Annotated in this window: 14 protein-coding genes; 8 read left to right on the top strand and 6 right to left on the bottom strand. The window is 44.5% G+C overall.

Translation table 11 applies throughout. The annotated features are described in order from the left end of the window. Positions 1-11 precede the first annotated feature (11 nt). From SLH55_RS02520 to rluF, 3 genes are all read right to left on the bottom strand, one after another. A complete protein-coding gene (locus SLH55_RS02520) occupies positions 12-1,010 on the bottom strand; it encodes an inorganic phosphate transporter (protein ID WP_219167155.1) in 999 nt (332 codons plus the stop codon). Positions 1,011-1,024: 14 nt separating this feature from the next. Beyond that, complete coding sequence (locus SLH55_RS02515) at positions 1,025-1,642, bottom strand: DUF47 domain-containing protein (RefSeq protein ID WP_320322509.1); 618 nt, start codon at positions 1,640-1,642, stop codon at positions 1,025-1,027. Between the two features lie 148 nt (positions 1,643-1,790). Further along, positions 1,791-2,498 (bottom strand): 23S rRNA pseudouridine(2604) synthase RluF, encoded by a 708-nt coding sequence (gene rluF, locus SLH55_RS02510; RefSeq protein WP_219167153.1) that lies wholly within the window; start codon positions 2,496-2,498, stop codon positions 1,791-1,793. A 188-nt stretch (positions 2,499-2,686) separates the two neighbouring features. Here rluF and SLH55_RS02505 point away from each other — a divergent pair, with 188 nt between their 5' ends. The 3 genes from SLH55_RS02505 to SLH55_RS02495 all read left to right on the top strand — a co-directional run bounded on the left by SLH55_RS02505 (position 2,687) and on the right by SLH55_RS02495 (position 4,155). Then, entirely contained in the window at positions 2,687-3,451 is a 765-nt protein-coding gene (locus tag SLH55_RS02505) for a MerR family transcriptional regulator (protein ID WP_320322508.1), read from the top strand. Between the two features lie 95 nt (positions 3,452-3,546). After that, positions 3,547-3,696, top strand: coding sequence for a DUF3934 family protein (locus SLH55_RS02500; RefSeq protein ID WP_206853761.1), 150 nt, complete (start codon positions 3,547-3,549; stop codon positions 3,694-3,696). A 258-nt stretch (positions 3,697-3,954) separates the two neighbouring features. Beyond that, positions 3,955-4,155, top strand: a complete 201-nt coding sequence (locus tag SLH55_RS02495; protein ID WP_206853758.1) for a cold-shock protein — start codon at positions 3,955-3,957, stop codon at positions 4,153-4,155. A gap of 77 nt (positions 4,156-4,232) precedes the next feature. Here the strand turns inward: SLH55_RS02495 and SLH55_RS02490 are convergent, their stop codons facing one another. After that, on the bottom strand, positions 4,233-4,445 hold the full coding sequence (locus SLH55_RS02490) for a hypothetical protein (RefSeq protein WP_219170433.1): 213 nt from the start codon (positions 4,443-4,445) through the stop codon (positions 4,233-4,235). Between the two features lie 243 nt (positions 4,446-4,688). On the opposite strand from SLH55_RS02490, the gene SLH55_RS02485 reads away from it, so the two are divergent. The 3 genes from SLH55_RS02485 (at position 4,689) to SLH55_RS02475 (ending at position 8,093) form a co-directional block, all read left to right on the top strand. Beyond that, on the top strand, positions 4,689-4,889 hold the full coding sequence (locus SLH55_RS02485; RefSeq protein WP_034762315.1) for a cold-shock protein: 201 nt from the start codon (positions 4,689-4,691) through the stop codon (positions 4,887-4,889). A 788-nt stretch (positions 4,890-5,677) separates the two neighbouring features. Then, a complete protein-coding gene (locus SLH55_RS02480; protein ID WP_320322507.1) occupies positions 5,678-7,123 on the top strand; it encodes a DEAD/DEAH box helicase in 1,446 nt (481 codons plus the stop codon). Between the two features lie 103 nt (positions 7,124-7,226). Continuing rightward, a complete protein-coding gene (locus SLH55_RS02475) occupies positions 7,227-8,093 on the top strand; it encodes an AraC family transcriptional regulator (protein WP_320322506.1) in 867 nt (288 codons plus the stop codon). Between the two features lie 210 nt (positions 8,094-8,303). On the opposite strand, the gene SLH55_RS02470 is transcribed toward SLH55_RS02475, so the two are convergent. Together SLH55_RS02470 and SLH55_RS02465 are read right to left on the bottom strand one after the other, a co-directional pair. Continuing rightward, entirely contained in the window at positions 8,304-11,471 is a 3,168-nt protein-coding gene (locus SLH55_RS02470) for a bifunctional cytochrome P450/NADPH--P450 reductase (RefSeq protein ID WP_320322505.1), read from the bottom strand. A gap of 79 nt (positions 11,472-11,550) precedes the next feature. Beyond that, complete coding sequence (locus SLH55_RS02465) at positions 11,551-12,126, bottom strand: TetR/AcrR family transcriptional regulator (RefSeq protein WP_320322504.1); 576 nt, start codon at positions 12,124-12,126, stop codon at positions 11,551-11,553. Between the two features lie 243 nt (positions 12,127-12,369). On the opposite strand from SLH55_RS02465, the gene SLH55_RS02460 reads away from it, so the two are divergent. Then, entirely contained in the window at positions 12,370-12,504 is a 135-nt protein-coding gene (locus SLH55_RS02460) for a hypothetical protein (protein WP_257474962.1), read from the top strand. A gap of 243 nt (positions 12,505-12,747) precedes the next feature. Further along, positions 12,748-13,572 (top strand): SDR family oxidoreductase, encoded by an 825-nt coding sequence (locus SLH55_RS02455; protein ID WP_320322503.1) that lies wholly within the window; start codon positions 12,748-12,750, stop codon positions 13,570-13,572. The last annotated feature ends 183 nt before the right edge of the window (positions 13,573-13,755 follow it).

Raw genomic sequence — 13,755 nt, 5'->3', positions numbered from 1 at the left:
TTCCTTATTTATTAGAAAAAGAGATTCAAAATATGAAAGAAGATGGCTGCAAGACTTGCTGAAATGGGCAATGTAATGATCCATGTGATCAACATCCTTTGCGCCGTTCCCCACTTCACACCCTTCAATCTGTGAGCAGAACCCACACCGAGGATGGAAGAGGAGATAACGTGAGTGGTACTGACAGGTAGGTGAATGGCTGTTGCACCAAAGATTACGGCTGCTCCCGTCAAATCTGCTGCGACTCCATTCACGGGACGGATCTTCATGATTTTCCCACCGACCGTTTTAATGATTTTCCATCCACCGATCGATGTTCCTAGCCCCATAGCCGTGGCACAGGATACCTGAACCCACGTCTGGATATCATCAGACGTTTGATAGTTGTTGACAATCAGGGCCATCGTGATGATTCCCATCGCTTTCTGAGCATCGTTCGTTCCATGGGTAAAGGACTGCAGTGCAGCAGTCGCGATCTGGATCAGACGGAAATTCCGGTTCGTTTTGGCCAGGTTTCGATTTTTGAAAACGATTTTAAATATACTATAAAGAAGGAAACCTACAACAAAAGCCAGAATCGGTGAAAAGATCAACGCCTGGATGATCTTAATAAATCCGCTGTAATTTAGAGCAGACACACCTGCTGCTGCGATGGCAGCCCCTGCAATTGCCCCAATCAAAGCATGGGAAGAACTGCTCGGTATCCCATAATACCATGTAACTAAATTCCATGTGATAGCGGCAAGAAGGGCTGCCAGGATGACGATGGTGCCGTTCTCAAGTGAGAAAGGGTCAACGATGTCCTTGGTGATTGTTTTCGCGACACCCGTGAAAGCGAGGGCTCCGGCAAAGTTCATGACCGCTGCGAGGATAATGGCATGCCTTGGCTTCAGCGCCTTGGTCGATACGGCTGTTGCGATGGCATTGGCCGTATCATGGAACCCGTTAATAAAATCAAATGCCAAGGCCCCCACAACAATTAATATGGTTAAGATTAAGATTGTATCCATTCCTGCAAGACTCCTTACGCATTCTTCATAATAATGGTTTCAAATGTGTTGGCCACATTTTGGCAGTAATCGGCAATTTGCTCAAGCTCTTCATAGATCTCCTTGTATTGAATGATTCGGATCGGATCCTTTTCCGTATTGAAGAGATGCTTGATGGATTGACGGAGGATACCGTCACATTTCGATTCATAATCCTTGATCTTAATGGCATGCTCTCTGATCTGAATCCATTTTTTTGTGGATAAAAGCTCGACGGCTGCTTCAATTTCATCGGAACATTGTCGGATGGCTTCAACAAATTTCAGCATATATTCATCCGCCTGGGTAATGGAATACATTTCAAACATTGCTGATGTATGCTCCAACCCGTCCAATACATCATCCATACTCATGGCAAGTGCCAGGATGTCTTCGCGCTCTATCGGTGTGATGAACACTTTATTCAAGTCAAGAATGACCTCATGCACATAAGAGTCACCTTTTGTCTCATAATCCTTCATCGTACTTGAAAATTCCTTCAAATCACTTACATTGTTGATTTTATAATCGGCAAAATAATGAGCACTCACTTTTAAATTACCAGCTATCTGACTAAGAAGAATAGCAAACTTATCCTTTTTCTTGAAAACCATGCGTTCCCAAACCTCCACAAAATCTAGTTAATTGTTCTAAACTATTTAATAATAGCGTATCTTGTCGAAAATAAGAAGAACTAATTTACTACATAGAAAACCCGTTGACAAGACTAACTGAAATAGTCTTGTCAACGGGTTTTCTATGTTACCATTCCTTCGGTTCATAATCTAAATCCTGAAACAATCTCGTTTTTTCTTTCTTTGAAAGGTCACGCCACTGTCCAACAGGAAGATTACCTAAATGGATATTCATAATGCGTGTTCGCTGCAGGCGGTACACTTCGTATCCAAGTGCCTCGCACATGCGGCGGATCTGCCTGTTCAACCCTTGGGTCAACGTAATTTGGAAAACGTATTTCGAAACCTGCTCCACTTTACATGGCAGTGTTTTCGTTCCAAGGATTTTGACGCCCTCTGACATCTGCTTTAAGAAATCGTCAGATATCGGGCGATCGACGGTGACGATGTATTCCTTCTCATGCTGATTCTCGGCACGGAGGATTTCGTTGACGATATCCCCGTCATTCGTCAAAAGAATCAATCCATCGGAGTCTTTGTCCAGACGTCCGATGTTAAAGATGCGCAAAGGATGATTGACAAGATCAACGATATTCCCTTTGACGCCTTTTTCTGTCGTACTTGTAATGCCCACTGGCTTGTTTAACGCAATGTACACATTATTCCGGGCAACACGTACTGGCGCACCGCTTACCTTCACGTCATCCCCGGGATTCACTTGGTCCCCAATCTTCGCGATCTTTCCGTTGATGGTGACCCTTCCTTCTGTGATCAATTTATCGGCACCGCGTCTGGATGCCTTCCCGGCTTCACTGATATATTTATTAATTCGCATATTCAACACAACCTTATACTCAAAATGACTATACTAAGAATATCGGACTGGCACGTTATTTTCAAGGTATTGCCCTATTTGAATCGTTTCCCGGGTACCAAACGATCTCGGTATAACTTTTTTAAAATTACCCCTTTACTTTGACGTTGCGTCAAGCTGTAAAGTAAGAAATGTCAGGAGGTGAAATCATGGAATATACCGTTAAAAAACTGGGAGAGATCGCTGGTGTGAGTACGCGGACCCTTCGTTATTATGACGAAATTGAGCTCCTGAAGCCGGCCAGGACCAATTCTTCAGGCTATCGGATTTACGGACAGAAGGAAGTCGACCGCCTTCAGCAGATCCTCTTTTATAAAGAATTAGGTGTAAGACTGGATGAAATCAAGGATATTCTGGATGATCCGACCTTTGACGCAGCACAGGCATTACGGGAACACAGGGAAATCTTAATGAGCAGGCGCACTCAGCTTGATCAACTGATTGCAAATGTAGAAAAAACATTACGTGTAAAGGAAGGGGAAGTCACGATGTCGGATAAAGAAAAGTTTGAAGGATTCAAGAAGAGAATGGTAGATGAGAATGAGAAGAAGTATGGGGATGAAGTACGGGAGAAATACGGTGATAAGAAGGTGGACGAATCGAATGCCAGAGTCATGAACATGTCTCTGGAGGATCATGAAAAGGTAACAGGACTTGAGAGGGAAATCAAGGAAACGCTTGAGACAGCATTTCAAAACGGTGATCCGGCAAGTGACACAGCTCAAAAAGCGGCTGATTTGCATCGACAATGGATCAGCTTCTATTGGGGTCACTATAATAAGGAAGCCCATGCCGGACTTGCTCAGATGTATGTTGATGACGAACGGTTCAAGGCTTATTATGATGCTGATCAGGATGGAATGGCGGAATTCCTCCGGGATGCCATCCACATTTATACAGGGCAGAAAAGGTAAGTGGAATAAACAAGAAGTATTCTGACCCCTTGATACGTGTTATAGTATGGAGACGATCTTGAAAGAGCGTATCATAATTATAACGGAGTGAAAAAATGAGTAAACCAAAGAAGAAGAGCGGAACGGGTCAAGGAACTGGAAAGAAAGGCTGGAATCGCTGGCAGGCAGGGGCCAATAAGAAGAAAAGCAACAAGCCTTATACAAGTAAAGGCGTTAAGCATGGTGGCAAACAGGAAGAAAAGTAGTGAGAGGTCCATTTCCTTGTGGAAGTGGGCTTTTTACTTTTAGGAATTTCTTTATAAATGGAGTCTGATTTTGCTGGTTTCCAGAGAAAAAGAAAGAATGCATTTGCTATTTTTACGATTTCCTGTTAATCTTAAGAAGAATTATTTTTGTTCGGTCTGTAAGGAAAGAAAGTATTTAAACTTTTCGCCTTTGATATCTAACTTGAGCAATAATAGTAATAAATCGTGGATTCAATGTCCACACAGGAGGATACACACATGCAAGAAGGTACAGTAAAATGGTTTAACGCAGAAAAAGGTTTCGGTTTCATCGAAATCGAAGGTGGAGAAGATGTATTCGTACATTTCTCAGCTATCCAAGGCGAAGGATTTAAATCTTTAGACGAAGGTCAAAAAGTTACATTTGACACTGAACAAGGTCAACGTGGACTTCAAGCGACTAACGTTAACAAAATCTAATTGCTTTAAAGAAGGACTCTCCCTGAGGGTCCTTTTTTTATGCAAAAAAAAAACGGTGCCGGGAAGATTGGCACCAATTACGCTAACGCATATTTCATGATTCCTTGAATGTACACAGAATCTTCTTTATGTGTGCATTCCCTGATCTTGATCTTGCCTTCTTTTTCTAATTCTGCTGCCGCTTTTTCGATGGTTTCAGCTTCTTCTCTTGACTGGGCAGGCAGCTCGATTGAAAAGAAGTTTCCCCGGCTTGCTTTGCTTAATGTTTTGAGTAAACCGATTTTATCCATAGGTCCATCTCCTTTATATCATACCATTCGACAACAAAGCTGGATATTCCTTTAATGGTAGAGAGTTGAGCGGTTTTTTGAATGCATTTGCTTTTTATCGGTTTATCTGTTAGTCTTAAGAAGAATTATTTTTGTTCGGTCTGTAAGGAAAGAATAAGTTTTAAACTTTTCGCCTTTGATATCTAACTTGAGCAACGATAGTAATAAATCGTGGATTCAATATCCACACAGGAGGATACACACATGCAAGAAGGTACAGTAAAATGGTTTAACGCAGAAAAAGGTTTCGGTTTCATCGAAATCGAAGGTGGAGAAGATGTATTCGTACATTTCTCAGCTATCCAAGGCGAAGGATTTAAATCTTTAGACGAAGGTCAAAAAGTTACATTTGACACTGAGCAAGGTCAACGTGGACTTCAAGCGACTAACGTTGTTAAAGCGTAATAGCTTTTAAGAAAGAGGGCCCTCTCGGAGGGTCCTTTTTTTATTGGTTTAATTTATGCTTGTCGGGGTGGGTGGGCAGCCTGCGCTTTAGGTGACTGCCAGCTTCGGCGGCTAGAGGCTCGAGGTCATAAGTCAAACAGGCCAAAAAGGCAAAGGGCGCCTTTCCGGCCTGGTCGTCTTATGCTTGTCGGGGCTGAACAAGCCGCCTGCGCTATAGGTGACTGCCAGCTCCGGCGGCTAGAGGCTCGAGGTCATAAGCTAAATGGGCCAGGAAGGCAAAGAGCACCTTCCCAGCCTATTCATCTTATGCTTGTCGGGGCTGGACGAACCGCCTGCGCTATAGGTGTCTGCTAGCTCCGGCGGCTAGCCCCTCGAGGTCATAAGCTAAATAGGCCAGGAAGGCAAAGAGCGCCTTCCCAGCCTATTCATCTTATGCTTGTCGGGGCTGAACGAGCCGCCTGCGCTATAGGTGACTGCCAGCTCCGGCGGCTAGAGACTCGAGGTCATAAGCTAAATGGGCCAGGAAGGCAAAGAGCGCCTTCCCAGCCCATTCATCTTATGCTTGTCGCCTCTGAACGAGCCGCCTCCGCTTTAGGAAATAAAAAGGGACCGACAGCGTTCGTCGGTCCCGGAGACAACATGTTACAAGTTAAAATGGTTAGATAAAGCATAACACACTATTGGTGGAATACCTAAATAAATTTAAAAAGAATTTTAAAGAGGTATTTTTGAATGAATAGAATCGGCGCTTTCCTATGAAAATAAGAAAAAATAAATGAGGTTATGAAATGACTGTCAAGAAGTTTAAAGATTATCAGCTTAGTGAAGAGATTGTAAGAGCATTGACTGGACTGGGATATGAAGCCCCTACTGAAGTGCAGACAAAGGTGCTTCCACTTGCTCTTGAGAAAAAAGATCTTGTTGTACGGTCGCAAACGGGAAGTGGAAAGACTGCTTCTTTCGGGATTCCCCTTTGTGAAATGGTCGCGTGGGAGGAAAACAAGCCGCAGGCCCTGATTTTGACACCGACACGGGAGCTTGCCGTTCAGGTGAAGGAAGATATCACGAATATCGGGAGATACAAGCGGATCAAAGCGGCCGCTGTGTACGGTAAGTCACCCTTCCATCGTCAGAAGCTTGAACTGAAGCAGAAGAATCATGTTGTCGTCGGGACTCCGGGGCGAGTACTCGACCATATTGAAAAAGGGACGTTACCTCTTGATAAGCTTTCGTATCTTGTGATTGACGAAGCCGATGAAATGCTCAACATGGGATTCATTGATCAGGTGGAAGCCATTATTCAGGAATTACCAACAGAGCGTGTGACGCTGACTTTCTCAGCTACGTTACCACAGGACGTAGAGACACTTTGTCATAAATATATGAAGAAACCCGTCCACATTGAAATCAAGGCGACGGGCATCACGACGGATAAAATCGATCATGCTGTGATTGAAGTGAGGGAGGAAGACAAGCTGTCACTTCTAAAGGATGTGACGACCGTTGAAAATCCTGATAGTTGCATCATTTTTTGCCGGACGAAAGAAAATGTGGATACTTTGTGTGAAGAACTGGATCGATCAGGTTACCCTGTGGATAAAATTCATGGAGGCATGATCCAGGAGGCGCGCTTCGAAGTGATGGATGATTTCAAGCGGGGAGACTTCCGTTATCTGATTGCGACGGATGTGGCGGCCCGGGGGATTGACATTGAAAGCATCACCCACGTCATCAATTATGACATTCCCATGGAAAAAGAAAGCTATGTTCACCGTACGGGAAGAACGGGAAGAGCGGGTCAGGCAGGAAAAGCCATCACGTTCTGTACGCCTCACGAAGAGAAATTCCTTGGAGAAATTGAAGAGTATATCGGATTTGTGATCCCTAAGCTTGAGGCCCCTACTGAAGAAGCTGTAGCGAAAGGGAAAAATGATTTTGAACGGAAACTGGAAGAGGAACCCGATTTTAAAATGGATAAAAGCGAGCAGCTGAACAGAGACATCATGAAGCTCTATTTCAACGGCGGAAAGAAAAAGAAAATCAGGGCAGTCGACTTTGTCGGGACGATTGCGAAGATTGATGGTGTGACAGCTGACGACATCGGCATCATCACCATTCAGGAGAACCTTTCTTACGTGGAGATTTTGAATGGTAAAGGGCCGCTGGTTCTGCAGGTGATGAAGAAGACATCGGTGAAAGGGAAGTTGTTGAAGGTGCATGAAGCGCGGGGATAGAGTAGAAGTGTCTTTGGATTTCTATACCCTGCAAATTGGAGCACCATAAGTCGGGATGCTCCTATTCATTCTTGCTATTCTGTTGAGGAAGGAGGTAGTGGAAATGGATTCTTTAAAGAATATGAATGACGCTTTACGGTATATTGAAGAGAATCTGACGGAAGAAATCAGGCTGAGAGATGTGGCTAAGCGAGCATATTGCTCCGAGCACCATTTTAAGCGGATGTTTTCGTTCCTGGCAGGGATCCCTTTATCAGAATACATCAGACGCCGCCGTTTGACCCTGGCAGCACTTGAAGTGCAAAACAGTGAGGCAAAGATCATTGATATAGCCATGAAATATGGCTACTCTTCACCTGATTCCTTTACGAGAGCCTTTCAAAAAATCCACGGGATCACGCCATCTCAAGCGAAGGGCCATTCTATCAAAGCATTTCCGCCTATGACCTTCCAATTATCCATCAGAGGAGGCAATGAAATGAATGTTAGAATCGTAGAAAAAGCACCATTTTCCATTGTAGGGATCATGAAGCGGGTGCCCATCATTTTTAATGGGGTGAATCCTGAAATTGCTGCTATGTGGCAGAGTTTGGACGAAGGGATGATTAAGCAACTGAAAGGGATGTCTAATGTGGAGCCCCGAGGATTGATAAGTGCATCCGTCCAATTTTCCGATGAAAGAATGGAAGAGAAAGGGGAGCTCGATCATTACATCGGGGCTGCCACAACGGAAGAATGTCCTTCTGATTTATCCAAACTTGAAGTTCCCAAGCTGACATGGGCTGTATTCGAAGCGGTCGGTCCATTTCCGGAAACCTTGCAACAATTGTGGGGGCGGATTTACGCTGAATGGTTTCCATCTTCAAGCTATGAACTGGCAGAAGGACCGGAGATATTGTGGAATGAAAGTAAAGATGTTGGCTCTGATATGTTTAGAAGTGAGATTTGGATCCCGGTTAGGAAAAAGTGAGGGAGGAAACAGCGAATTCTAGTGGATTCGCTGTTTTTTTTGTAGGGATAGGGTTAGGTTGAGAGAAAATTGTTGAGGAGGTGATTTATGAGCGAAATATTGATTTTATCACCCAAATATTCAATATATCAGCGAAATCCCCTCAACCGGTTTTGCAGTCCAGAAACATCACAAAAAAAGCGGACCCCATAAGGATCCGCTTCTCTCCCATCATGCTCCAGCCCAAACATCCTTCGCGTATCGACCTTCTTCTTCCAATGATCGCAACCATGTATCGGCTTCTTTTTTTGATGTTTGATAGAAACGCATGTAGCTTTCTACTAATGTCTTTTCTACATCGGGTGCCATTTTGCTTCCGTCACCGCAAATGTATAGACGTCCGCCATCTTTTAGTAACGGCAGGATTTCTTCAGCATTTTCTGCTAACCGATGCTGTACGTAGGTTTTCTCTTGACCCGGGCATCTTGAGAATGCTGTATGCAGGGTGACGATGCCCTCGTGTTCCGCTTTCTCCAATTCGCTTTGATACAGGTAATCGTGCTCGGGGTTTCGGCAACCGAAGTAGAGATGAGCCTCGCCGAGTGATTTCCCTTGTTCTTTCAGGACGCTGCGTGCCTGGATGAACCCTCTGAACGGAGCGATTCCTGTTCCAGGACCAACCATGACAATCGGTGTTTGCGGATCCTCAGGCAGCTGGAAATTCGACTGAGGTGTGCTGATGAAGCAGGCGATCTTGTCTCCGATTTCACGTTCAGCCAAGTAGTTGGATGCGATGCCCTTATATTCACCATTACCGCTCCATGCTTCGCTTCGTACAACGCTTACGGTGATGGTGGCTTCTCCACCCTTGTATAAAGGTGAACTTGAGATTGAATAATAGCGTGCCTTTAAAGGAGGGAGCAGTGCCAGGAATCCTTCAAAAGGTATTTCGCAAGCCATGTATTTTTCAACAAGATCAAGCATGGTGATTCGCTTGTTTAGTACCGCCTCTTTATATATATCATCTTTCAACAGTTCCTCAAGTTCAACAACGTGAGGAGGGCAGACGGTATGAGCCGCTAGAGCACGGATTTGAGAACGGGTAGCAGGCTCCTGGAACTCTACATAATTCGCCAGTAATTCGTGAAGTTTCACCGGTTTTTCGGTAGGGAGATGAGCCGCTTTACCGGAATCTCCCGTCAGTTGGACGTAGTCTGATCCGTTCAAGTTGAATCGACTGAGCACTCGCTCGACAAGAGTCGATGGATTTTGCGGAAGGACTCCGACATGATCTCCTTCCTGATACGTAACACCTTCTGGTAAGGTTAGGGAGATATGCCTTGTATTCCGGCCACTTTCAGCATGCTGTAATTCGAAATTCTCATTCACCGCGGCTGTGAAGGCATGATGCGTCCGGGCGAGTGGTGTATCACTTACATCGCTGACAAAATTCATCGTAATGGAGCTGTTCGTTTCATCATTTTGATGGAGCTTGATGTTTAGTTCTTCAGCAAGGTTTGGCCAAAGGGCTTCTACCCACTTTTCGTAATCCCCTTCAAAGTCGTCGCTTGCATCGCCGTGACCTATTTCTGTTATACGGTGAGCACCTTTTTCATGAAGCTGTTCATCAATCAAGTTCGGGATACGCTGATACGTAGTGGCCCAGTTATGGTCACCGCACCCAAACACAGCGTAGCGGACACCTTCAAATTCATCTGTCTGACTTTCCTTCAGCATGGAAATGAATTTTCCTGCATTGTCAGGAGGATTTCCGTTATAGGAAGCCGAGACAATCAGAACAGCTCCGTTTGTAGGGAGTCCGGCAGTGTATTCATCTAAAGGAGCAACCTCCGTCGAGAATCCTTGCTGACGTCCTGACTCTCCTAAATCACGGGCTATCCCTTCAGCTGTTCCCATGTTAGATCCATAGAGAACGAGTAAAGGTGTTCCGTGGGAAGATTCAACCACTTTGGGCTTGGTGACGTCATCTGCTTTTTCTTCTCCCTTGGAAGCAATCGAGAATGACATGGCAGGCTTACGAGGTGATACCCGCATCGTTAATCCATCCGGCTTGAGGGTCAGTGTTTCTTTTACATCCAATGTATAGTCTTTGTGATCGATCAGATCAAAGTGCTGAAGCACCATGCCAAGGACCAGTGTGGCTTCATGGAGGGCGAACTGCTGTCCAATGCAGGCACGCTGTCCGTTTCCGAACGGTTTATACGCATGGTACGGAATGGATGAAGGATCCTCGAAACGCTCTGGAATAAAGGCTTCAACATCGTCTCCCCATACAGAGGAATCGCGGTGCAGTTCAGGAATGACCAGTGTAAATACATCATCTTTTTTGACATCATATTTGCCACCCAGTGTGGTATCTTCTTTCGCATAGACGGAAAAAGCAGGGGCGGTCGGCCAATGCCGGAGTGTTTCATTCAACACCATACGGACATATTTCATTTGTTTCACTTGTTTATAGTCCGGAATGTCATCTCCTACAACGCGGTCGACTTCTTCCTGGGCCATTTTCAGTTTATCCGGATTGTTCATCAGGAAGTAGAGAGCGAAAGAGAGCAGTCCACTTGTCGTTTCATGTCCTGCGATCAAGAACGTGATGATTTGAAAGCGGATGTTTTCGTCACTCAGCGCTTCGCCTGTTTCTGGATCTGTTCCTTTCAACATATAGGAGAGTAGGTCTTCTTCACCAAGATCCCCTTTTTCCTTCCGCTCGGCAATCAATTCATCGACAAGGGAGAACATATACTCAATGTCTTCTCTGAATTGTTTTTTTGATTTGATCATCAGTTTATCCTGGACCCCAAGACGCTGGGATTGGTTCATCGCTTCGTCCAGTGCACGAACCATGCTGTCCACGAAAGGATGGGACGTTTCACGGTAGAAACTGTTAAAGCGGTAATTGAAACCGCAAAGTCCGATGGTATCAAGGGTCAGACGGGTCATATCTTCAGGAACGTCGATTTCATCTGCCGGATTCAGTCGGGACCATTTTTGGATGAGCTGGGTGGCGAGATCCACCATTTTAGCGTGATATCCTTTCATGGCCTGCTGACTGAAACTCGGGAGAAGGATATTATGTGCCTTTTTCCAATTGATTTCTGTCGTTTCACTTGTGAAAAGACCGTCTCCGCCGAATGCTCTCACTTTTTGGAGGGCAGGCCCCACTTTTTTGTCAAAGCGGGTTTCATCGCATATTTCCTCTGCAAGGGAAGCGCTTGAAACAAAGGTGCTTAATCTACCTGGAAACTGGAACTGATAGATCGGTCCGAGTTCCCTTGCAAGCTTCATAAAGGATTGAAGGGGCTTTTCTTTATCGATAACGGGTAAACTCCCGAGGGGGCCATAGGTTTTCGGTTGTGGATATTGTGATTGATGTGTCATTTTTCCTTCACCTCGTAATAGTCGTTTAGTCTACGGAATGAACGTTCATTCCGTTTGGGGCTGAGAAACAAATTGTTTCTCAGCCGTGTAATCGGACAGCGTCCCACATACTTTCCTCTACGTCTTTAAGCATGGTGGCATCAGGTTTTAATTCCCCGATCCGGACCAGTCGCTGTAGCTCGAGAAAGGCACCATACAAAATTGCGATCAAAGCCGTTGAAGGAAGATTCTTGATTTCCTTTTTGTCTTTTCCTGAATCGAAGAAGCATTTAAAGATATTCAGCAGTCCTTCGAAACTTTCATGACTTTCTTCGTTTAGGAAATGGGCGCTGCTATGTGTTTTGATAAAGTAAAGGGCTTGACTTTGTTCCTTTGTAAACAGGATCATTGAATGAAAAATATGGTGGAATTGACTCCGGATCGACTGATCATAAGGGAAATCCTTTTCCACCGTTTCTTTGAACATATTTACATATTCTTTGAAGAGTGAATTCCCAAGCACTTCTTTATTTTCGAAGTATCGATAGATCGTACCGGCTCCAACGCCGGCAGACGTCGCAATCATGGGAATCGTCGTGGCATCATAACCCCGCTTTGCAAAAAGAACAAGGGAACTCTTTACAATGCTGTCCCGTTTATTTATTGCCTGTGACATGTTCGTTCAGCCTTTCATAACGTTAATACGGAATGAATGTTCATTCCAGTATAGTGTATACCCATGAGAAACGTATCTCAATCACACGAAGTACCTATTGTTTGTGAAGGTTTTGTTAAGAAAGGGCTCTGCCCTTTTTCTGTTTCTATTATATTTGCCGGTCCAACTCTAGTGATTTTTCATAGAATAACGTTGTAAGAGAGCTCACTTACTAGATTTCTTAATAGAAAGGAGGGATTCTACATGACGTTAGGTCTTGTTACCTTTCTAATCGCCGTATTACTACTAGTCGCTTGGTTGTTGGTTTCAATCTTGGCTCCGAACAGCAATCTTGTATCTGTATTGAAAAACGCTGTTTGCAGTACTTTGGGATGTTAATTAGTATAACTCCTTAATTCAGGGACGGACCTCCAAATTTTCATCATTCCATTTGTTGATCAAATGGAAAGCGTGAAGAATTGGAGGTTTTTTTCTTTAGTGGCGTACCGTGGTGAGGGACGGACCTACATATATGATATTTGAAATCTGAAATTAGGTGGTTTAGAGGTCCGTCCCTTATGTTTAGTATTTCACATAAGGGGAAAAGGCTCTCCATGAGATATTTCTAGGAGGTTTTATCAGATGGGAAGATTAGAAGATAAGGTTGCGGTGATTACAGGAGCGGCAACAGGTATAGGGGCAGCTACAGCGAAAGTATTTGCTCTTGAGGGTGCTACAGTGATTTGTGGAGATGTGAATAATGAACAAATGAATAAGACTGTAGAGGAGATCAGAGGGAAGGGTGGTAAGGCTGAGGCTTATCACCTTGACGTTTCAAATGAAGAAAGTGTTACAACGTTTGCAAGTACGGTAAAGGAGCAGTTCCATACTATTGACATTCTGTTTAACAATGCTGGGGTAGATGAACAGGGTGGAAAAGTGCACGAATATCCAGTAGAATTATTTGATCGAATCATGGCAGTGGACTTACGGGGGACTTTTCTATGCAGCAAGTATTTAATCCCGCTAATGCTTGAAGGTGGAGGCTCCATTATTAATACGGCGTCCATGTCCGGTCATGCGGCAGACCTCGACCGATCAGGGTATAATGCAGCCAAGGGTGGTATCATTAATTTCACGAAGGCAATGGCCATAGATTATGCAAGAGATGGAATACGTGTGAACTCCCTCTCCCCTGGAACAATCGAGACCCCTTTAATTGATGATCTCGTGGGGATTAAACAGGAGAAGATGGGTGAAGAATTCAGGGAAGCTAATAAGTGGATCACCCCGATGGGACGCCTTGGTCGACCGAAAGAAATGGCGACAGTTGCCTTATTCCTTGCATCAGACGACAGCTCTTACGTTACAGGTGAAGACATCACAGCAGATGGTGGAATCATGGCTTACACATGGCCAGGAAAGATGCTAATCGAGGAAGAAGAGTGGAAGAAGGGTACTGAATAATTTTCTTGAGGGGCGGACCTCCAATTTTTCATCATTCCGTTTGTGTTTCAAATGGGGAGAGTGAAGAATTGGAGGTTTTTTTATTCCCTAAGGTAACATGGTGAGGGACGGACCTCAATCGGTAGGCTGATACAACCCGAAAAAGCGGTTTTGGAGGTCCGTCCCTCAAACCATATCTTCCCA

Origin of the sequence: Rossellomorea sp. YZS02 (assembly GCF_033963925.1) — a bacterium.
Classification (GTDB): Bacteria; Bacillota; Bacilli; order Bacillales; family Bacillaceae_B; genus Rossellomorea.
Note: the sequence above shows the minus strand (reverse complement) of the source record. Positions and strands in the feature narration are given on the sequence as shown.